General features: G+C 45.4%; 19 protein-coding genes. 17 read left to right on the plus strand and 2 right to left on the minus strand.

The features are described 5' to 3' along the window. Positions 1–15 precede the first annotated feature (15 nt). From ACSQ8O_RS14335 to ACSQ8O_RS14345, 3 genes are all read left to right on the plus strand, one after another. A complete protein-coding gene (locus ACSQ8O_RS14335; protein ID WP_436242224.1) occupies positions 16–900 on the plus strand; it encodes a LysR family transcriptional regulator in 885 nt (294 codons plus the stop codon). Positions 901–1,123: 223 nt separating this feature from the next. After that, the gene (locus ACSQ8O_RS14340) at positions 1,124–1,525 is read left to right on the plus strand and encodes a VOC family protein (RefSeq protein WP_436242225.1); all 402 of its coding nucleotides are present in this window, start codon (positions 1,124–1,126) and stop codon (positions 1,523–1,525) included. A gap of 2 nt (positions 1,526–1,527) precedes the next feature. Then, a complete protein-coding gene (locus ACSQ8O_RS14345) occupies positions 1,528–2,328 on the plus strand; it encodes a sporulation protein (protein WP_436242226.1) in 801 nt (266 codons plus the stop codon). A gap of 264 nt (positions 2,329–2,592) precedes the next feature. Here the strand turns inward: ACSQ8O_RS14345 and ACSQ8O_RS14350 are convergent, their stop codons facing one another. Beyond that, positions 2,593–2,835, minus strand: a complete 243-nt coding sequence (locus ACSQ8O_RS14350) for a hypothetical protein (RefSeq protein ID WP_436242227.1) — start codon at positions 2,833–2,835, stop codon at positions 2,593–2,595. 306 nt (positions 2,836–3,141) lie between these two features. On the opposite strand from ACSQ8O_RS14350, the gene ACSQ8O_RS14355 reads away from it, so the two are divergent. The 13 genes from ACSQ8O_RS14355 to ACSQ8O_RS14415 all read left to right on the plus strand — a co-directional run bounded on the left by ACSQ8O_RS14355 (position 3,142) and on the right by ACSQ8O_RS14415 (position 20,260). Continuing rightward, positions 3,142–3,372, plus strand: a complete 231-nt coding sequence (locus ACSQ8O_RS14355; protein WP_236284010.1) for a hypothetical protein — start codon at positions 3,142–3,144, stop codon at positions 3,370–3,372. Positions 3,373–3,731: 359 nt separating this feature from the next. Continuing rightward, positions 3,732–4,079 (plus strand): VOC family protein, encoded by a 348-nt coding sequence (locus ACSQ8O_RS14360; RefSeq protein ID WP_436242228.1) that lies wholly within the window; start codon positions 3,732–3,734, stop codon positions 4,077–4,079. 111 nt (positions 4,080–4,190) lie between these two features. Then, on the plus strand, positions 4,191–5,174 hold the full coding sequence (locus ACSQ8O_RS14365; RefSeq protein ID WP_436242229.1) for a zinc-dependent alcohol dehydrogenase family protein: 984 nt from the start codon (positions 4,191–4,193) through the stop codon (positions 5,172–5,174). Between the two features lie 234 nt (positions 5,175–5,408). Further along, positions 5,409–7,025, plus strand: a complete 1,617-nt coding sequence (locus ACSQ8O_RS14370) for a response regulator (protein WP_436242230.1) — start codon at positions 5,409–5,411, stop codon at positions 7,023–7,025. Between the two features lie 154 nt (positions 7,026–7,179). Beyond that, on the plus strand, positions 7,180–8,865 hold the full coding sequence (locus ACSQ8O_RS14375) for a sensor histidine kinase (RefSeq protein WP_436242939.1): 1,686 nt from the start codon (positions 7,180–7,182) through the stop codon (positions 8,863–8,865). A gap of 91 nt (positions 8,866–8,956) precedes the next feature. Then, complete coding sequence (locus ACSQ8O_RS14380) at positions 8,957–9,922, plus strand: ABC transporter permease (RefSeq protein WP_436242231.1); 966 nt, start codon at positions 8,957–8,959, stop codon at positions 9,920–9,922. 11 nt (positions 9,923–9,933) lie between these two features. Next, entirely contained in the window at positions 9,934–10,815 is an 882-nt protein-coding gene (locus ACSQ8O_RS14385; protein ID WP_436242232.1) for a carbohydrate ABC transporter permease, read from the plus strand. Between the two features lie 73 nt (positions 10,816–10,888). Continuing rightward, positions 10,889–12,427, plus strand: a complete 1,539-nt coding sequence (locus ACSQ8O_RS14390; protein WP_436242233.1) for an extracellular solute-binding protein — start codon at positions 10,889–10,891, stop codon at positions 12,425–12,427. Between the two features lie 143 nt (positions 12,428–12,570). Further along, positions 12,571–17,502, plus strand: a complete 4,932-nt coding sequence (locus ACSQ8O_RS14395; protein WP_436242234.1) for a sugar-binding protein — start codon at positions 12,571–12,573, stop codon at positions 17,500–17,502. Positions 17,503–17,575: 73 nt separating this feature from the next. Then, positions 17,576–18,190 (plus strand): polysaccharide deacetylase family protein, encoded by a 615-nt coding sequence (locus ACSQ8O_RS14400; RefSeq protein ID WP_436242235.1) that lies wholly within the window; start codon positions 17,576–17,578, stop codon positions 18,188–18,190. 183 nt (positions 18,191–18,373) lie between these two features. Next, complete coding sequence (locus ACSQ8O_RS14405; RefSeq protein WP_436242236.1) at positions 18,374–18,724, plus strand: FAD-dependent monooxygenase; 351 nt, start codon at positions 18,374–18,376, stop codon at positions 18,722–18,724. A gap of 317 nt (positions 18,725–19,041) precedes the next feature. Further along, positions 19,042–19,326 carry a hypothetical protein gene (locus ACSQ8O_RS14410; RefSeq protein WP_436242237.1) on the plus strand — a complete coding sequence of 95 codons (285 nt, stop codon included), beginning with the start codon at positions 19,042–19,044 and terminating at the stop codon, positions 19,324–19,326. A gap of 22 nt (positions 19,327–19,348) precedes the next feature. Beyond that, positions 19,349–20,260 carry an aminoglycoside phosphotransferase family protein gene (locus ACSQ8O_RS14415; RefSeq protein WP_436242238.1) on the plus strand — a complete coding sequence of 304 codons (912 nt, stop codon included), beginning with the start codon at positions 19,349–19,351 and terminating at the stop codon, positions 20,258–20,260. An 83-nt stretch (positions 20,261–20,343) separates the two neighbouring features. Here ACSQ8O_RS14415 and ACSQ8O_RS14420 read toward each other — a convergent pair whose 3' ends face one another. Further along, entirely contained in the window at positions 20,344–20,853 is a 510-nt protein-coding gene (locus tag ACSQ8O_RS14420) for a tetratricopeptide repeat protein (protein ID WP_436242239.1), read from the minus strand. Between the two features lie 90 nt (positions 20,854–20,943). Between ACSQ8O_RS14420 and ACSQ8O_RS14425 the strand changes: the two genes are divergently transcribed. Beyond that, positions 20,944–21,939 (plus strand): phosphotransferase, encoded by a 996-nt coding sequence (locus ACSQ8O_RS14425; RefSeq protein WP_436242240.1) that lies wholly within the window; start codon positions 20,944–20,946, stop codon positions 21,937–21,939. Positions 21,940–22,080: the final 141 nt, after the last annotated feature.

The raw sequence follows: 22,080 nt of genomic DNA on the forward strand, positions 1-22,080 counted from the left end.
AGGCGGCGGTACAAAATGGAACTACTTCAATTGCAATATTTCATCACGGTGGCTCGATTGGAACATATGACGGAGGCCGCGCAGAGCTTACATGTTACGCAATCGTCCCTGAGTAAAACGATTCAACGCTTGGAAGAGGACTTAGGTGTTCCACTCTTCGATCGAATCGGAAGGAAACTACGATTGAATGAGTTCGGAAGCAGATTCCTACAGCGTGCTGAAAGAGCTTTATTTGAATTGGAACAGGGGAAGCAGGAGTTAAGCGATTTATCCAGTCCGGAACATGGCGCCCTCGAATTGGCGGTTACTGCCGCAAGTACCTTGCCCAATATCCTGCGAGCGTTCAGGAAAAAACAGCCTCATCTCCAATTTCATGTACAAATGCTGTCCACGCAGGAAATGGTGACTCTGCTTCATCGTGGGGAGGTCGATTTTTGCTTGTCCTCACCGCCGGTTCAAGGGGATGACATCGAATGTCAAATCGTGTGCATGGACCCAATCCTATTAGCTGTTCCTTTGGGGCACCGATTGGCAGGCAGAACCAGCGTGTCCTTAAGCGAGCTTAGAAATGAATCATTTGTCGGTGTAAAGAAAGGCTATGGTACCCGCGATTTAGTTGACTCCATATGTAATTCGGTTGGATTTGAACCCAAGTATGTGTATGAGGGGAATGAACCTGCTAGATTAAGCGCGCTTGTGGAAGCTGAGATCGGCATTGCCTTCTTACCAAGTTCTGCAAGAAACTCACGGGAACAGATCGCTTATCTACACATCGAAGATCATGAATTGGTGCGGGAAATTGCTTTAATATGGCACAAAAGTCGATACATTTCCCGGGCTGCACAGGAATTTCGTGAAGTCGTAGTCGCCTATTTTCTGGAGATGTCTGTGAATGCTTGATGTAGATCTTATGGTTATGGAGTCGATTACGTATTGCTTCACAAAACGAGAGCACAACGACAAGCTGCCAATATCATTGGCAGCTTGTTGACTTCTAACGGGCAAGAATTATTGGAATCAGCAGTTGCCCTTGCAATTTAAGAGAAAAGGCTCTTTACAAACGAACGTACATTCGTTATTGTTTGTATGGGTGGATTTCCCAATAGCCAAGGGAGTGATACATATGGAAATTATCAAAACGAAGATTGAGAGTTCGCTTACAGTCTTGTTGGTATCCAATTATGAAAAGTCTAAGAAGTACTATGAAGATGCCCTTGGATGCGAAGTAAACGAGTTTTGGGCTATTCGAGATAATTTCGGATTCGGATTTAAGTTAATTCAAGCAACCAATATAGAAGATGTTAGACCTAACAAAGGGACTTGGAATACATATGCCTATATAAAAAATCATGATGAATTGGACGCTTTATTCATAGAGCTTAAAACAAATGGGGCAATTATTGTTTCAGAACCTAAAGAAACAACGTACGATTGGGGTACATGGAAAGATTTTTCGGTTCAAGATTTAGATGGATATGTAATCGGTTTCGGTTCGGGAAATAAGAATAATAAAGGAGAGGAATAATTATGTCTTTTTTTAAGAAGATGATGGCTAAAGTAGGGATCGGGAACATTGATATCGATACACAGTTCCATACGGAGGCCTTCATACCAGGTGAGCTGGTAGAGGGCGTCATTATTGCTAAAGGCGGCAGTGTAGAGCAAAAAGTGGACAAAATTTATTTTAAAATTATAACACAATACCGCAAGCCCTCGCCCTCTGAGAGCGATCCGAATCGTATGGTGACAGAATCGGTTGATATAGCCAATATTCTGTTGGGAGAAAGTTTGGAGTTTGCACCAGGACAATCGATAGAGATTCCTTTTCAATTCGTGCTGCCGCATGAGACACCCATTTCTATTGGCGTAAGCCCGATCTGGATTCGTACAAGCATGGATATTGACAACGCTATTGATCCATCAGATCGTGATGATATTGAAGTATTGGCTCATCCGCACACCTCCGCTATTTTTGAAGCGTTGGAGGATTTGGGCTTTTATTTACATAAAGCAGAGAACGAATATTTTCCGCAACATAATTATCACCTGCCATTTATTCAGAATTTTGAATTTGTCCCCTATAAAAATAGCGAATACAGCCGCTCTGTTGAAGAGCTAGAGCTTGTATTTTACCCGGATAATAACGGGGTTAAAATCCTTATGGAATTCGACCGCAAAGCGCGTGGATTTAGCGGGCTTTTAGCAGAAATGATGGATATGGATGAGTCCCATCACCGTTATTACTTCAGTACCGATGAGCTAGAGGAAGGGGCTTCAGCGGTGGCTAATAAGTTCAGAGGCATTTTTAACGACTTGCTGGATGTGTAACGAAGCTTGTCTGGTGACAAGTGCATATGAAGTTAAGAAGGCGGCTGACCCAATTGGATCGGTTGCCTTTTCTTAATTAATTATCAAAAGTTTGGGGGCTTTATATTGGAGAAAGTTAGAAAGGCTAGTTTTAAAGTCGTAGGGATAATAGTTGAGGCTAGTAAATAATTTAAAGTGCGGAAGATATCTTTGTTAAAAACAAAAAGAGATGACAATTATGCCATCTCTGAAATCAATCGTGAATTTGTTTCATATAGGTACCGTTCAGTCACAAAATTTGATTTTATATTTAATTCCGTCGTACAGTTCAATCTTTAACTCCTCTACAAATTTCCATTTGATGCTGTCTAACCACTCCTCTAGCATTTCTTCTCTTTCTTCTTCATTCTGGGCATCATTAAATGATAATTTTTCTTCATTACCATTAAAATACTCCGCTTTGAGCTTCTCGATATCTTCGATATCAAGTAGGGACAATACACTCTCGACTAGTGAACGCTTTGACAAAATGAACACCTCCTAAAAAATAGATATTAAATCTATATAGTATAAGGAAAATTTTGGCAAATGCTTGTACTTAGATACTAGTGAATAAGTGGATTTTTTTCTAGTTTTTAAGAGATTATTAGAGATGACAACGCTTAGATTATTCTGGTGTTGTGAATGAGTAGATCGTGTATAATTATAACCGTAACGATGGGCTTAACTTGCATTTGATGGTTTCAAGTATGGTAGAGTTAACATGCAAGAAATAAATATCGAATAAACTATATCTTGGAAGAATGCAGGGCTCAACTAATAAAGGGGATAATAATGGACCAAGAGGATATCAAGCAACGTATTAAGGATTACCAGCAGGCAGATGGAGTTCGCCCACTCACTTGCGGTAATAACAGTAAGCACGAGAAATTATACCCTAAGGTACTTGAACAAGGGTTGGTTCTTCTTTGCCCTAATTGCAATTATACGCAGACGTACATCCCTGATCTCTTCTTTGATGATGGTTTTTATGAGTGGCTGCGAGGCATGAAGAGTTTGATTTAAGGAGATAGTCTCTATGGTAAAAAGGATGCCGGGAAATATACGGCATCCTTTTTATTGTTTATTAACCGAAATCCCCAGATGAACTTGCGGATATCACTTATCACAAAATGCGGAGGTACTTCAAGGCTTCCAGCGTGACCGTCTTGGCAGTTGTCCCGCTGCTATCCTTTTGATAGAAGAATTATTATCTGGGAATAAGATACTATATCCAAATGGATTAACAGATTTGCTAAGAAACGAGATCGTTAATAAACCACGTAATTCCAGAATAGTCAAAAAAGGAACTTAAATGTATAGCTCGAATATCTAATGTAATCTTATTAGTTGAAAAATTTAATGACAGACAGGAGTTAGATACGATGATAAAAGGTTTTGGAGGCATTTTTTGGAGAACTAAGAATCTTGAAGTAATAAGAAAATGGTACAGTGAAGTGTTGAAGCTTGAGATAGAAAATTGGAATGGGACTATAATAAAACCTCAATTAGGAAATGAGACGATCTTTTCTTTCTTTGCCGAGAATGACAGTTATTTTCCAACAGATCAACAAGTGATGTTAAACTTCCAAGTAGATAATCTAGACGAGACTATTAAACATCTTGAGGAAATTGGTGTACCTCTTGCCAAGAAAAAAGAAAGTAGTGATTATGGAAAGTTTGTTTGGATAGAAGATCCTGATGGTCGATTGATCGAGCTTTGGGAGAAATAATGAGCATGAGGAGCCTGTTATACAGCAGCGCTCCTTTATTATGTATGAATGTAGTGTGCAGCAGATAATGAGAATATTTAAACTACTGAAATAGATAAAGGGATGGGCCATATGTATGGACAAACAATTTGTTTTCATGAATTCGGTGAACCACAAGACGTCTTAGGAGTAAAACAGCAAGAAGTTACTCCACTAAAGTCTGATGAGATTTTGGTAGAAATGATTGTTCGTCCAATAAATCCCTCTGACTTGATTCCTATTCGTGGTGCTTATAGACACCGTATCTCGTTGCCATGTATTCCTGGTTATGAGGGCGTAGGATCTGTGATCGATATGGGTAGTAGCGTGCAAAAGTCCATGCTTGGTAAGCGTGTATTACCTCTCCGTGGAGAGGGGACTTGGCAGCAATATGTAAAAACATCTTCTTCGTTGTCTATTGAAGTACCGAATTTCATCACTGACGATGAGGCTTCCCAATCATATATTAATCCTCTCACTGCCTGGATCATTTGTAAGGAGCTTTTTAAACGCTCCAACAATTCTTTTCTATTAGTTAATGCGTGTAACTCTGCAATCGGCCGAATTTTTGCTCAATTATCAGCTGTTTTTGGATATAGGCTTATAGCCGTAGTGCGAAGTTCAGCGTATACAGAAGATTTGTTGCAATTAGGTGCTTGGTATGTGATTAACTGTTCACAGAGCGATGTCTATAAAACTGTGATGGACTTAACGAAGGGGCAAGGTGTTCATGCTGCGATTGATTCTATCGGTGGAAAAGAAGGATACGAACTTGCACTTGCTGTGCGACGAGGTGGTTTCTTTATATCCATTGGATTGCTATCAGGGCTGCAAGTGGATTGGAAGCGAATCGCAATTGAACTTGATATTCAATCGAAAATTTTTCATTTGCGACAATGGATACAATGTATCTCAGTCGATGAATGGCAAAATTCCTTTCTACAGATTTTTGCATTGCTTCGTCAAAAGCAACTCATCTTTGGAAAGGCTGAAGCGAGCTACAAGTTAATCGAGATTACAAAAGCGGTGCAGATAGCCGAACTAACGGGCCGACAGGGGAAAGTGCTACTTACATGATAGATCCTCATACGATGAACGATTGATAAATATAGACACGGAGGTAGCTGGTCGTTGACTATCAGCTGCCTTTTCCATGTAAACGAGCTGACCTGCAAAAAAGATCGTATATTCAGTCACATCAGACTAGAAATAGTAGGATTCCCCCTGCAGTATTTACCGAAAAACTCTTATAATAGAAGTTAATTTTTATTCGATATCATTCTGCCAATTTCTGATAAGGAGACTGAAATTATGTATAAACTGGTCATTGTCGACGATGAACCTGCCGTCCGAGGAGGGCTCAGTAAATTCGTCCAGTGGAGCGACTATGGGATTGTTCTCGCCGGAACAGCGGACGATGGAGATACGGGGCTGGAGCTGATCGAGCGAGTAAAGCCCGATATCGTACTGACAGATGTGATGATGCCGGTCATGGACGGGATCCAAATGTCGAGGGAGATTCGAGAGCGGCTCCCTGAGACGAAAATCGTATTTATCAGCGGCCACAATGAAGCCAACCTTTTGCGTTCGGCCTTGCAGGTTCATGCTGCCGATTATATTTTCAAACCAGTCAAACGAACTGAGCTCCAGAAGGTTATTGAAGGTGTCGTGCGAGACTTGCGTTCGGAAGAGAAGGAGCGGCAACGCCTTAAAGACATGGAGGTCAAATTGACCCAGAGTATGCCACTGCTTAGGGAGAAATTTTTGATGGCATTGATCCAAGACGGGGACGCAAAACCAGAGGTGCTGCTGCAAAGAGCGGCGTTTCTCAATCTGGAACTGCCGCTTGAAACGCCATATCTTGTACTCGTTATAACCATTGACGATGCAAGGGAGGTTCTAGGTAGTCGTTCGGAGAGGGACAAGCAGTTGTTGTCGTACTCACTCTTGAACGTCGTTCAAGAACTGATTGATCAGTACCTGCATGGGTATGCATTTGAGAACAGAGCTGCTGAATTCGTTGGACTGTTAGTGCTTGATGATCCGATGAAAGACCCGGAAGCAACGCTGCTTTTGCTGGCAGAGGAGATTCGCGACAATCTGAAGCGCTGGCTGAATATCAGCGTTACGATTGGGGTAGGCGAACGTGCCGATAATATCCGGATGCTTCCAGCATCTTTTCGGCATGCACGCGATGCGGCGGATCAAAAGTGGTACATGGGCAAGAATCAAGTGATCACGATGGACAGTTTAGAAGTTGGAGCTGCCAGTCCGATTCGGTTCGATAGCAGTCAGAGTGAGCGACTGGTATCCGTGCTGAAATCAGGGGAAAAGCAACAATTGGAGTTGGAAATGGAAAGCATTCTCGAGCCGCTGGCGCAAATTCGCAAGGACGGCTTTAAGTACGGCCGGCAGGTAGGACTGCAAATGATTGCGCTCGCCGGAAGGTTGCTGCTTGATCTTAATTTGCTAACCCGTGAGAAAGAAGAGGAGGAAGCTTGGGCGCTTGATCGACTCCTGAAGCTGGAAACGATGGCCGAGTTAAAAACCTTTGTTAGCGATTACCTATATAGCATATGCTGCTGGATTCAGGAGAAGCGGAGCGGACGATCGAGTAATGTAATCGAACAGATTCAGAAGTTTATTTCCGATAATTACGCCAAAAACTTGGCCATCGCGGAGATCGCTGCTTACGTTTATCTCAGTCAAACTTACGTCAGCTTATTGTTCAAGCAGGAGACTGGCGAGACGATTTACGAATATTTGATGAAAGTCCGTATTGCGAAAGCGAAGGAATTGCTGTTAGATCCTCGCATCAAGTTCTACGAAGTGTGCGAGCTAGTCGGCTATACGGATCCGAGCTATTTCAGCAAGCTGTTTAAGAAGATGACCGGACTTACGCCAAGCGCTTATCGGGACCAACAATAGGAGAAGAAGTGTTTAGCATTCAAAAGGAGTTGATCCCGTGAGAGGGGTTTTGCAAAAAAGAAGGATCCGTCCCTCTAATTTGTGGGAAGGCGTTGTAGCGGCCAGGAGGTGGATGCTCGCCTACGGTCTGATGATTTTCCTGCCAGTATGTATGATGTTGTTCGTGTATTATGAACAGTCCTCCCGGATATTGCAGGAGGAGGTGACCCAGACCATGCAGCAGACGTTGAAACAGGCAGGTATTAATTTAAGCTCGCGGCTCAACTATGTGCAGAATTCATCCAATTCTATATTTATGAACAATAAACTGTATGAAAATTTGGATCCCGCTTCTCCGATTATCGAGCGCATCGCTCAGTCAAAGGAGCTTCGCAATTTGCTCGAATCGGTTCAAACGGCACCAGACATTGTTAGGGCGCGTGTTTTTACCGATCCAGGGAATTTATACGGATTCGATTTATTGAATCTTTTTCCGCTAGATAGCTTGAAAGATCGCCCATGGAACAATGAGGTCATGAACGCTGGCGGCAGTATCGTGTGGACGGGCATCTACGAAGAAAACTATCTGGACTCGGGACCTGCACGGATTCTTTCCTGTGCTCGATTGCTGAGACATCCGCGAAATTTTGCTCAGAGTCTTGGTGTGCTTATGCTTGACGTTCCCGAGAAGATGCTAACTGAAATTATTTCCGAGCTTAATTTTCCAGCTCAAAGTCGTGTATATATCGTGGATCGCAGTGGGACTATCATTTATAGCGCGGAGCAATCAGTAATCGGCACCAAGACTGCCCTCGAGAGAGAATCGGATGAAGGAATCATCAAACGGTCTGAAAACGGTGTAGAGGTGTTTGAAGTGCGTGCACCCATTCGTGCTGCGGATTGGCGTCTCGTGCTGGAGGTGCCCAAGACCGGACTGACGCATCGCACAACCACGTTAAGTCAGTGGTCTGGCATCGCGACGGTCGTTGGCATGACGATCATGTTTTTGATTCTCGTGTTCATGTTATTGGCGTTCGTTATTAACGGGATGAACCGGCGAATCAAATCGGTCGTCAAGACGATCCGCACGGAAGGTGTTGAAGGGCTGGAGGAGCCGGGAGGCGACTTTCGGTTGCTTGAGCGAGTTGTCGATCATTTGGTGCATCGCGTGAAGGATTTGATGGAGGAGGCCTACCGTTCGAAAATGCTGGAGCGAGAGGCGGAACTGCGTGCGCTGCAAGCTCAGATCAATCCCCATTTTCTCTATAATACGCTGGATACCATTAATTGGTTGGCTATCTCTCGCGAAGCCGATGATATCAGCCATCTGATTGAGAGTCTGTCTGATTATTTTCGGCTTAGCCTGAATAAAGGGAAGGATCATGTCTGCGTAGTGGATGAGCTCGAGCTCTCGAGAGTCTATTTGGAGATTCAACAGAATCGCTTCCCTTCCACATTTGAGTTCGTCATTGAAGCGGATCCGGAGGCGAGTCGGTGCGTCATTCCGAAGCTGACGCTGCAACCCATCGTTGAGAATGCGCTGCTGCATGGCATACGCAAAAATAAAGGCAAAATCGGAATGATTAACATTCACGCGAAGCGGTGCGGAGACGTGCTCGAGATTACCATCAAAGATAATGGGATTGGCATGGACGAGCAGTTAGCTTCCAGTTTGTTGTCTACTTCGCGCCCTTTGCTGCATGCTGAAGGAAACGGCAGCTCGTATGGTCTATACAATGTGAACGAGAGAATCAAGCTTATGGCTGGTTCCGATTATGGACTGACGGTCCGTTCCCGTCTAGGCGAAGGTACTGTTGTGATCGTTCGTCTCAAGGCAATGCAAGAGGAACAAACTAAGTAGGATACGACTAGAAAGTGTCGGATTACCCTCTACATGACGTACTCTCCTGTAGGTACAATAAAGCCATAAGTGCAGGAGGTGCAACCACAATATGAGCGAAATCATCACACAGTTGAATGGAAAGGCAGGGGAGACCAAGTTTTCTCGCAAGCGTGAAGGCAGATGGCGAAGGGTATGGCGGAACCTCGATACTTATGTACTGCTGGTGCCTGGGCTGCTTCTACTGCTATTGTTCAAATACACACCGATGTACGGAGTCTTAATCGCTTTTCAGGACTTCAACATTTTTGACGGGATCAGAGGAAGTCAATGGGTCGGATTTGAGCAGTTCCGAAAGCTCATGCAATCGTCAGAATTTATGCAAGTGTTCACGAATACATTGCTCATCAGTATTTACAAGATTGTGTTGCTGTTCCCGATACCCATCCTGATCGCTCTGCTGTTGAACGAAATTCGGTTCCCAGCGTTCAAACGGACCATCCAGACGATTATCTACATGCCTCACTTCTTGTCCTGGGTCATTATCTCTGGCTTGTTCATGACGATCTTGTCCCCTTCTGACGGACTTGTCAATACCGTCATCCAATGGTTCGGCGGCGAATCCATACGATTTTTTATGGACAACCACGTATTTAGAAGTGTCGTCGTGTTCACGGCAGGCTGGAAGGAGATCGGCTGGAATGCGATCATCTTCATCGCTGCCTTAGCGAGCGTTGAGCAGGAACAGTACGAGGCGGCTTCTATCGACGGAGCGAATCGCCTGCAGCAGATGTGGCATATTTCGCTTCCCGGCATTGTGCCGACGATTATCCTGATGCTCATTCTCCGCCTTGGTATGGTGCTGGATGCAGGTACAGAACAGATCCTGACGATGTATAACCCTACTGTCTACGCATCCGGCGATGTTATCGGTACTTTTGTTTACCGAATAGGTCTCGGAAAGATGGATTACAGCTTCAGCACGGCAGTCGGCCTTTTCAATTCGGTCGTCGGCTTTATTCTCATCATCTCCGGCAACTGGCTCAGCAAAAAAACGCTGAACCGCGGAATATGGTAAGGAGGCCTGGCATGCAAATCCGTAAAAGAACATTCAGCGACTGGGTATTAGATAGTTTCGTCTACGGCTTCATGATCGTGTTAGGACTGATTACCTTATTGCCGATGATCCACGTGTTCTCCAAATCCGTCAGCTCGGACTGGGCGCTTGTATCCGGACGGGTGAATCTGCTCCCGGTAGGCTTTCAGCTGGATACGCTCGTAAAAGTCGCCACCTCCTACGCATTTGGCCGGGCATTCGTCATTTCGGTTATCGTGACTGTAGTTGGGACACTATTGAGCATATTGGTGACCGCCATTACAGCTTATCCGCTATCTAAGCGGCATTTGCCCGGTATCTCGGGAATCATGGTATTGTTCGTTTTCACCATGCTATTTAACGGAGGACTCATTCCTAATTACCTGTTAATTCGTGAGCTGCATTTGCTAAACAATTTATGGTCGCTCATTTTGCCTGCCATGATCAGTGTTTTCAATATGCTGGTCATCAAGAGCTATTATGAAGGTCTTCCCGAAGCACTTGAAGAATCGGCGCGGATGGATGGAGCAAAAACGTATATGATTTTGTTCCGCATCATTCTACCGCTCAGTATGCCTGTACTCGCTGCGATCGCCTTGTTCTATGCCGTCGGCTTTTGGAACGATTACTTCAGTCCGATGCTTTACATTAGCGATCCATTATTGAAAACGCTTCAACTGCATCTGCGCGATATCGTGATGGAGAACGATACGGCGAACGCGCTCAACAAGTCGGCAGACGATCTGATGAATATGTCACCGGAAAGTATCCGTGCCGCTACCGTTGTCGCATCTACCGTGCCGATCCTTCTCGTATATCCGTTCCTTCAGAAGTATTTTATTAAGGGTGTATTGATTGGTTCCGTCAAAGGCTAATGCTGCATTAACGCCGGCGGAATCCACCGCTGCTTAATGATAAATTTCACAACATATATAGGAGGGTTTAAAAATGAAGAAAACGATGAAATGGGCTGCACTCCCGGTTGCAGTCAGCCTGATGCTGCTTACCGCTTGTGGCGCAAGTAGCGAAGGTGAGAAAAGCAGCTCCCCAACACCGGCCCCGTCCACACAGCCAGCGACTGCCGGCCCCAAGCCTGAACTGAAAGCGCTTATGCGATTGGGCCCTAACTTCGCTAAAGACCCAATCGCTACGATGCTGGAAGAGAAGACCGGGTACAAAGTCAATTACGAAGCGCTTCCGGTCGATAAGCCGGAGGACAAACTCAATCTTCTGATTGCTTCCTCGGAGCCTTATGATATCGTCTCGACGGCTGGGGACAGCAGTTCCAAAGCGATCTATGCCGATTATGCCAAAAAAGGCGCATTGGTCGATCTAACTCCGCTTATTGAGAAGTACGGTAAAAACATCAAAGCCTCGTTGTCCAAAGAGACACTGGAAATGGCTAAAGTCGACGGTAAAATCTATGCCATTCCGACGCGAACCCTCGAATCAGTCGGCACGAGTCTGATGATCCGTAAGGATTGGTTGGATAAGCTGGGTCTGAAAGTCCCGACAACGCTTGACGAGCTGTTGGTTGTACTCAAGGCATTCAAGGAGAAGGATCCTGGTGGTAACGGAGCCAAAAATATTCCGATGTCTATTAAGGGCGACAATCCATTGGTCGACAACCTCGTCGGCGCCTTCGGCATGGTGAACGATTGGAACGATGTGAGCGGTAAGCTGATTCCTCGCGCGATGAATCCTGCTTTTAAGGAATATCTGACTTATATGTCCGATCTTTACAAACAAGGGCTACTTGATCAAGAGTTTGCGATTAACAAGGACGCAACCGTGAAGGAGAAGTTTACGAATGGTAAGGCAGGTGCCATCGTGTTGCATTGGGCCGATATTCCGTCGATTGACGATGCGCTGAAGAAAAATTTCCCAGGTGCCACGTATGCTTACATTCCTGCGCTGACGGGCAAAGACGGCAAGGCAGGTCTGGCACAATCATCGGGATTCGATAGGTTGACGTTTATTCCGAAAGCTTCCAAACATCCGGAAGATGCAATCAAATGGATGGATGCCAAGTTGGAACCCGATACGTTCAAAAACATGGCGATCGGCGTAGAGGGCACGCACCATACAGTGAAAGACGGAAATTATTACCCGGTTTTGCCTATTTTCAATGACGAGCGAGGATCTGCGAGCAACTATTTGACCGGTATCGACGAAACCAAATATCCGATCTACTGGCAGGCTCGCGTCCGCAAAGATGATCGTCTCTACAAGGGCTGGGAGTTTCTGAACAAGTTGCAGAAGCCAGAAGTGTTCAAGCAGAATCCACTGGGCTTAGCGCCTTACTTCCCGAATTACTCCAAGGAAAATGCGCAGCTCAACCAGATGGTCAATGATTATGCCGTCAAAATCATCGTCGGTGGCGAGCAGCTTACTGGTTTCGATGCCTTCACGGAAAAATTCAAAAAAGCCGGTGGCCAAACCAGCTACGACGAAATTAACGCATGGTACGCAACAACTCGTAAATAAAATAGTGCGGCAGGCTGACGAATTCGCTTAGGCGGTGCAGGCTGCCGCATCTGCTGTGCCTTTTCAGGCGAGTATAAGGAAGATGAGAGGGGGTGAATGCTGCAAGACAAGCAAGATGAACACCATTATGGGAGGGAAAAGGGATGATTGCTTTGGAATTTTCGAAAAGGTGGAAATTGCTCGGTTTCATGATGTTCTTCTTTCTGATCGGTATGCTTCTAGTATCCGCTTCTTCCGTCAATGCCGCTCAACAAGAGCCTTACAATTGGCAGAATGTGCGAATCGGCGGAGGCGGATTTGTAACCGGGATCGCCATTCATCCAACTGAGCCGAATCTCGTCTATATTCGTACCGACGTCGGTGGAGCCTTACGCTGGGACTCGGTTAATCAGAAGTGGATCCCACTATTGAATGCGCTTCCAAGGGAAAAATACAATTTGTACGGCATTGACAGCATTGCCCTTGATCCGGCGGATCCGAATGTGGTTTACGTTGCAGCGGGTAAGTTCGACTATGTAGGAGCTCCTTCGGATATTCTGAAATCAACAGATCGGGGAGCCTCATGGACGTCAACCGGGTTTGCTCCCAGGCATTATGGCAACGGGTCAGGACGAGATTTGGGTGAACGGCTTGCGGTAGACCCCAATAATAGTCAAATCATTTATATGGGAACTCGTTATGACGGGCTGTGGAAAAGCACATCGGGGGCAAGCGTAGGCTCGTGGGAGCAGGTTACTAACTTCCCGAGCATCGGTGCCGCTCCGACTGGACTCAATTTCGTATTATTTGATAAGAGTACAGGATCTCCCGGCATTTCGACACAAACCATCTATGTCGGGGTCAAAGGCACCGGTATCTACCAGAGTGTGAATGGGGGAACAACATGGACGCTGATGAATGGAAGCCCGCTTACTCCACGTCGGGCTGTTCTGGCGGATGGCGGCACCCTATATGTCACATATGAATCTGGTGTTACGAAGTTTGCAAACGGCGTATGGACCGACATATCGCCACCGGCTGTAGGGAGATACAACGGCATTACGGTAGATCCTACAAACCCGAACATCGTGATGACAGCCATAGAGGATGGGGCGAACACGCCGGCGCCGATCTACGGGTCGACCAATGGAGGCGTGAATTGGTCGCAAATCACTTTCGTCAAACATCAGAATGTTCCCTGGTGGACGAGTAACTGGTTTGCTGCTAATACATCGACCTTGACCATCGATCCCCATTTTCCAAATCGGGTTTGGTTAACCGACTTTTACGGCACGTGGCGTACAGATGATATAACGGCAAGTCCATCCCATTGGTATACGTACGAAGAGGGCCACGAGGAAGTGGTGACGTTCGCCTTACGCAGCACGCCGATCGGTGCACCGCTGATTAGTGGGCACGCGGATGTCGATGGTATGCGTCATACCTCGCTCACGACGTATCCAAGCAGCAAATTAGGTAGTCCGTCACTAGGCGATACGGTTTCCATCGATTTTCAAGAGAGTAATCCGAACTTCATCGCTCGGGTCGGTTCCACCCGTTATGCCGGCTCAGGGGGCGGCGGCTACAGCACCAACAACGGGGCAACCTGGACGGCGTTTCCCAATCCGCCCGGAATCGCAGGCCGTATCGCCGTATCCGCTGGCAGCGAAACGATGGTCTGGGTCCCACAGCACGGAAGTCCGCTATATTCAACTGACCGTGGACAATCATGGACACCGGGAACAGGGGCACCATCAGGAACCGTTCACGATTTCTGGGTCTGGTACCAGCCGCTAGCGTCCGATCGCGTCAATTCCAATACGTTCTATCTGTTGGAACGTAACACGTGGAAACTATTCCGCAGTACAGACGGAGGGGCGTCTTGGAATGTTGCGTCCACGATGCCAACAATTCCGGCAAAAACTCCCGCGTATTTTAGCATCAAGGCAGCTCCGGGTAAGGCGGGCGAAGTGTGGGTTAGTCTGGATGGGGGAGGCCTCTGGCGTTCCAGCAACTCCGGTGATTCTTGGACGCAGCTGCCGAATGTACAGCAGGCGACATTGTTTGCATTTGGTAAAAATAAGCTCGGTTCTCCGGATCCTACTGTCTTCGTCTATGGCAAGGTGGATAATAGTGTGGGTATTTTCCGGTCCGATGATTTCGGCACGACCTGGGTGAAGATTGACGTCATCGATCCGGCGATTGGCGCTGAAGCCAATACGATGGAGGGCGACCGTCAAACATGGGGGCGCGTTTATATCGGAACGAACGGAACCGGTGTTTTCTACGGTGACACCTTGATGAGCGAAGGAACCGATACGGAAGCTCCGACAGCTCCTTCGAACCTGTCATCTCTATCGCATACATCTACGAGCGTTAACCTTTCTTGGACAGCTTCAACCGATAACACCGGTGTAGCGGGGTACAACATTTATAACGGAGGCGTCTATGTCGGAGCCACGACAACGCTTTCGAGTACAAACTATACTGTAAACGGCTTAACGCCAAGCACAACCTATTCGTTTACGGTGAAAGCCAAAGATGGAGCGGGCAATCTCTCGGCTGTGAGCAATTCGCTGAGTGTGACGACGGCACCTCCGCCGGCGCCGCCGACGAATCTGACAACAACATCGGCTACGCTCACGAGCCTCAGCCTGAGTTGGAATCCGCCAACTAATCTCTCTGGTGTAGTCGGATATACCATTTACGTCGGAGCCAAGCAGGTGGCTGCTACCTCAGGCAGTACGTATACACTCACGAATTTACTGCCTGACCGAACGTACACGGTTACAGTTCGTTCCGTAGATGCCACAGGCAGTACGTCAGTAGCTAGCAACACACTGGCTGCGACAACTGCGACAGGCCCAGGCACGCTTGCCTTCAGCGACGATTTTCAGGATGGGGTCGCGGATGGTTGGACGCCTGCGAACGGTACATGGTCTGTCGTAACATCAGGCGGGTCCAAGGTTTACAAGCAATCTTCCTGGCTGGGGACGAATGCGTTCAGCACTGTCGATACCAGCACATATACCAACTATAGCGTGGATACGAATATCAAACTTACCCAGAACGATATCGACCTAGCAGCTGGTATAACGGCTCGCTATCAAGATCCGAACAATTTTTACTATTTCCGAATCAAAGCAGGCAAGCTGCAGATTGGCAAATCGGTGAACGGAACCGTCACGATCTTGACTCAGAAAAGTTATACGATGACGACGAATGATGTTTACTCGTTCACCGCAGTATTAAACAACAGCACACTCGAGTTTTATGTGAATGGGTTTAAGGAATTAACGGTTACGGATACGAGTCTTACCTCGGGAAAAATAGGTCTATATGCCTTCAAAACGAGTGTTGAGTTTGACAATGTGAAAGTCGTTCATGATCGCGATTTCACACCGCCGACGGCTCCTGGAAACTTGCGCTTAATGTCCAAAAGTGAGACCACTGCAGATTTGACTTGGGATACATCATCGGACAATACCGGTGTAACCCATTACGAGGTGTATCATGGTTCAGCTTTAATAGGAACTGTTACGTCCAACACGTATTCCGCAACCAACTTAGCGGCGAATACCAATTACATTTTCAGCGTAAAGGCAAGGGATGCGGCAGGGAATGTGTCCGGATCGAGCTCCTCGCTGAGCGTTACGACAGACCCGTACCTGTATCAAGCAAAGAAATCCATTACCGCCATTACCGTTAACGGATCCCTGGACGAACAAGTGTGGTCCACGTTCAAGCAATTAAAGAAACCGATTATTGGCACTCCGAACAATACGGCGGAATTCAGCTCGCTCTGGGACAATAATTATTTATATGTTGGCGTCAAAGTCATCGACGGTAATCTGTATAATACTTCTGTTCTGCCTTATTATGATGACTCCATCGAGATTTATATCGACAGCAACAACAATAAGGGTACGACGTATGACAGCTATGATCAACAGTATGTCAAGGGCTGGAATGACAGCACGCTATGGCTGAAGAGAGTAATGCCAAACGGTGTTCTGCATGGATGGGCCGCGATTCCAGGCGGATACAGCGTGGAACTGGCGATTCCGTGGAACACGCTGGGTCTAACACCGACCGCTGGCATTATCATCGGCTTCGATGTGGCGAACAATGATACGGACGACGGCAATGGCCGGCAAAGCCAGCTGATGTGGGCCGGAACGAACGATAACTGGACGAATACGTCCGCATTCGGGAGCTTGCAACTTTCCTCCGTCTCAATCGGGGATATGCAGCCGCCTTCAGTCCCGATGAATCTGACATCGCCTTCGCACACGGACAGGACCGCAGTATTGTCTTGGACTGCATCTACGGATAATGTCGGTGTTACCGGATACGAGATTTACAACGGCGGAAATCTAGTTGCAACGGTAACTTCAACGACTTATACGGTCACTGGGTTAACGCCGGGAACTAGCTACAGCTTTACGGTTAAAGCAAAAGACGCGGAAAACAATGTGTCGGCAGCGAGCAACACGGTCAGTGTCACGATGGATGCATCCTACACGCTGATCCCTGTTACCAAAACGAATGCCGCCATCCAAGTCGATGGCTTGCTGGACGAAACGGTATGGGCCGTAACGTATCAAGCGAACAAAAACGTACTCGCAACCTCTAACAATACAACACAATTTGGTGTAATATGGGATAATACTTACTTGTATGTCGGGGTCATCGTCACCGACGGAAATCTGTATAACAATTCGCCGGAGCCTTACTCCGATGATTCCGTCGAGATTTATATTGACGGTAATCATAACCAAGCCGCAACTTATGACAGCTATGACCGGCAATTTATCAAAGGTTGGAACGACTCCGCTCTGTACGAGGCTCGAAGCCTCACGAATGGGGTTCAACATGCATGGGCTGCGACGGCTGCTGGATACAGTGTAGAAATGGCGATTCCATGGAGTTCCCTCGGTATTACGCCATCCGTCGGGATGATGATCGGCTTCGACATTGCGAACAATGACGAGGACGATGGAAACGGTCGACATAGCCAGACGGTATGGGCAGGAACATCCAATAACTGGTCGAGCACGTCTGCATTCGGAGAGCTGAAGCTGGTATTGCCATAACTGCGACTGCATGAATGGAGCAACTTTGTCGTGGAACGAAATTCAGAGATCAAATTGATTGGGGGCTAAACGCATGAATATCATTCAACAAGTTTCAACAACACAGAAAGCTGTTGCTTTTACATTTGATGATGGCCCTAACCCTGAGTATACGCCTCAATTGCTAGATATTTTCGATGAGGTTTCCGGTCGTGCTACCTTTTTTATGATGGGAAAACAAATCGAACTTTATCCCGAAACCGCGCTCGATGTGCATATCAGGCAACATGAAATTGGCAACCATACGTACTCACATCCTTTTATGACTCAAATTAGCTTAGAGGAATGTGAGCGAGAACTTCTTGTTACGGACGAATTAATTACACAGGTAACAGGAACTAAGCCAGTTGTCATGCGTCCACCTTACTTGGATTTCAACGAGGAGGTTCAGGCAATTACTGAAAAAATGGGTTATCCTGTCATTGGATCCAATAACGGAGGCACAAGGGATTGGGAGATGCCGGGCGTAGACCACATTCTTGAGGTAACCCGAGAACAAGTTGGAAGCGGGAGCATCTTACTCTTTCATGATGGCTTTGGAGATCGTTCTCAAACGATAGAGGCCGTTCGAATTTTGGTAAAGGAATTAACAGCACAAGGTTATCAACTTGTAACGGTTAGTGAGCTCTTGCAAATGGCGGAGTCCTAATAAGCAACAGCAATCTGGACATCATTCGTACAACATAAATATTGAGAGGTAGATGAGAGAAGCTGCGTAGAATTTAATTCTACGCAGCTTTTCTATGTGAATTTGGGGAAAAGGGCGTGTATATATTCAGTTTATAAAGTTATTTTATTCTATACAAAGTCACGCCAGAATTGCTGGAGGAAAGTGAAGAACTCGAAAACTTTTTACTTTGACAAGCTGTGCCAAATGAAAATGCCGACGTGGTCAAAAGGCAGGGTAGCGCTAGTCGGTGATGCTGGATACTGCGCCTCTCCGGCTGCTGGCATGGGTGGATCACTGGCAATAGATGGGGCGGCTGCTTTGGCGGATGCTTTCCAAAAATGCCATGGCAATTTCGAACTTGCGTTCCAAGAATGCAATAAGAGTTTCCGTCCTTTCATTGAGGATGTGCAAGCGAGCGCGGCGAAATTTGGCGTAGAGTTTCTTGTACCACGCACTGAAGAAGCCATTCGCGAAAGAAATTCGCAAGCACCGTCCGACATAGGACATGGCTAGAGATTGCAGTCGGTCGAAACGATCGGCTGCTTTTCGTTGTACTGGCAAATTAATTATAAATGGAGTCATCATCTCTCCTAAAATTAGGTTATATTTGGAAGAGTTATTTGTGAGGAGAGATGTAGATGTCGGACATAAAGGCAATTGTATTAGACTTGGACGGAACAGTACTCGGCAGTGACAAATCCATATCATCTAGAAATTATCAGACTGTTGATTCTGGCATGAGATTTGTTGATGTAATCAGTTGCTGATAATGATTTAATAGTAGTAAGGAAAGGCATAATTAACGAGCTATAAGTAAGGAGTTCATTTTAATGAGATATTTAAAATGGTGCATTGCCTCATTATCATTGTATACACTATTCACACTTGTGGCTTGGTTCATTGACGAAATAGGATGGAAAAAGGGAGTAACAGAAGGAAATTACCAAGTATACGCTAACTTACTTTCAAACATTCAATTTCCCATTAAAGTGCTTCTAGGAATGGATGATGTGATAAATTATAATTTTAGACTTTTACCGTATATGATGGGTGCCATCTGTTGGATATTTATGGCGATTTTGTTTTGTAGGCTGAAAACTAGTACACATCATTAACCTGAAAGGAGCTTTTCCGGCGATGATTGCGATCCCAGATACATTTATTAAAAGAATGCATGAACTCCACGGTGAGCAAGGTGCCGCCTGGTCGGAGGCGCTGCCCAGGCTAATTGCCGACTGTGCTAGCCGCTTCGACTTTAGCCCTGAAGTTCCATTTTCTAATTTATCTTATAACTTCGTGCTCCGCGCAACGCGCAACGAGGGTAAGCGAGTCGTCCTTAAATTATCTTACAAGAAAAATGAGCTAGCTAGAGAAGTAAGTGTTCTTCGCGCTTTTGAAGGCCGAGGGGCGATTCAAGTGATTGATGCAGATGAGGAATGGGGAGTTGCACTACTGGAGAGTGCCGAGCCAGGCATACCTTTATCGACAATTGAGAATGATGCACTTGCAACAGATATCTTTTGTGAAGTATTTCGCAGCCTTCACCTTCCGCCACCAAAGGGTAGTGAGTACCCTTCAATGAAACAGCATTTTGCGGCAATTGAGCGATACCGAGAGCGAATCAAAGACATGGAAGTTGACGGACCATTGCCTCCGAGCTGGGTGGAGAATGCCGAAGAATGTCTGGAGTATCTCATCGCGACCACGAGTGAGTATTTCTTGCTGCATGGCGATCTGCATCATGATAACATTCTTCGCCAAGGCGAAGAGAAATGGGCTGTCATTGACCCCAAAGGAATCATCGGTGACATCCATTTTGATACCGTCCAGTATCTACTTAACTACGAGGATCGGGGTGGTGACTGCGAGCAAGTGCTACATAACCGAGTAGCGAAAATGGCCGATCGTCTTGGTCTTGACCCTCGTCGCATCGCGATGTGGGGTGTGGCACGAGGTGTGTTGGAGGCGTGCTGGACGATTGAAGACGGAGGAACGGATTGGCATAGAGGCATCCAAATCACGGAACGCTTCGCCAAATTTCTGGATTGAAGTCTAGTAACAAAGTTTTTTTAAACATACGAAACGGCAGCTTGCGTGTTAGCTGCCGTTTTCTTAATTAACGGATAATGTAGTCATTCAGCAGTTTCATCAAGATCTTCATTGTAAGCCAGTATCCCGCGTTTAAAATAATGCAGCTTTTCGTCGGAGGTAGTTTCCATTAGAGTGGTTATCAAAAGTTCGACGCTTTCTTTGTAGTTTTGGCTATTGTACAGCGCCATGGCGAGAAACACTTGAATTGCCCTGTTCTCCGGAAATTCCCTTGCGCCCTTGCGCAACGTCTTCACCGCTTTTTCATAGTCACCCCAGTAGCGATATGTACTCCCCAGTCCCATTAGGCATCTTTCAAGATCAGGACCAGACAAACCTAATTCAAGTGCTCGTACATAATATGGAATAGCCTGACGTCCCATACCAGAATTGTCATGTGCGATTCCAGTTTGGTAGTTGATCTCCGCATTATCTGGATAATTTGACAATAGCTCTAATAAATGCGCACGAACTTCGCCTAAGATCGCTTGATCTTGTTTAGCTCGTCCTTCTTCGCGCCGTTCTATCAATTTGTTTAGATCATCAATCTTCATATGATCACCATCCTGTGTTTGGTAGTCTGTTGAGTTAAGAACATCTTAACATAAGCTTGTGCTCATTGAGTTAACGAATGGAGGATTATCATGCAAGACATTATTGATGAGATCGTACGTAATTACTTTGAGAATACATTGTACGAGATCGAGTCGGTACCATTCGGTCTTACGAACATAACGAAAATTATGATACTGAATGACGAAAAATATGTGATTCGAAACTACAATCGTCATACAAAAAATGTAGAGAGTATTAAATTTGAAGCACAAGTAATATCGTGTTTGAGTAAACAGAATCTTTCATTTGTCGTACCCATTTTTTTATATACGAATGTAAGAGAACAGTTTGTACGCTTGTCCGATGGAACATTAGGTGCAATCGTTTCATTTGTTGAAGGTGCTGTTCCTGAGATAATCAATATTCAACAAGCTACTGAGTTTGGCTCTATTGTCGGTGAAGTTAGTTCTGCACTAAGTCAATGCACGATAGATTGTAATTATCGAGGGGTTCCCTTTACTGAATTTTATAGTCTGCATCCTTTAGCCAATTATTCTGCTGTAGCAACTTTTATGAAGGCCCCACCCTTTGAAATTTCTCAAGCAGCCCTTAATTTTTATGAAGAAATGATCTCTTTCGTAGAACAGAAGAAACTTGAATGGATGGATTTGCCTAAGCAACTAGTTCATCATGATTTGTTAATCTACAACTTACTCTCAAAAGAGAATAAAATCCATGGTGTTTTAGATTTTGATTTTACATCACATGATATTAGTTTTATGGAATTTACCATCTCTCTTAATCACGTCATACAACTGACAAACGGATCATGGGATATGACGGAAGCATTTATAAAAGGCTACTCTAAATTTCGAAAATGTACATATCAAGAGATAAATCAACTGGAACTTTTGACTCGAATTTATCATATTGCAGTACTTCATATTTACATAGGCCAACATTATTCTGGTAAAAATATCGAGCAGAACTTCAATTACATCCTAAGTCAATTTCAATTAAGGAATGAATGGTTGAACAAACATTGTTCTTTAATAAAGAAACTAATTGAGAATTACCTGATTTGATTTGAATTTCTCAACCATAGTGGCATTGATAATGGAAAGAGCAATTCGTATAATCCGAATGGAGTTGTAAAAAAATGTAAATTGGAGATTGCAATCCCATAAATGAATATTGACATGTGTTATAACACGTGTTATTTTGTT

The sequence above is a fragment of the Paenibacillus sp. LjRoot56 genome (assembly GCF_964253335.1).
In the GTDB taxonomy this organism is placed as follows: domain Bacteria; phylum Bacillota; class Bacilli; order Paenibacillales; family NBRC-103111; genus Paenibacillus_E; species Paenibacillus_E allorhizoplanae.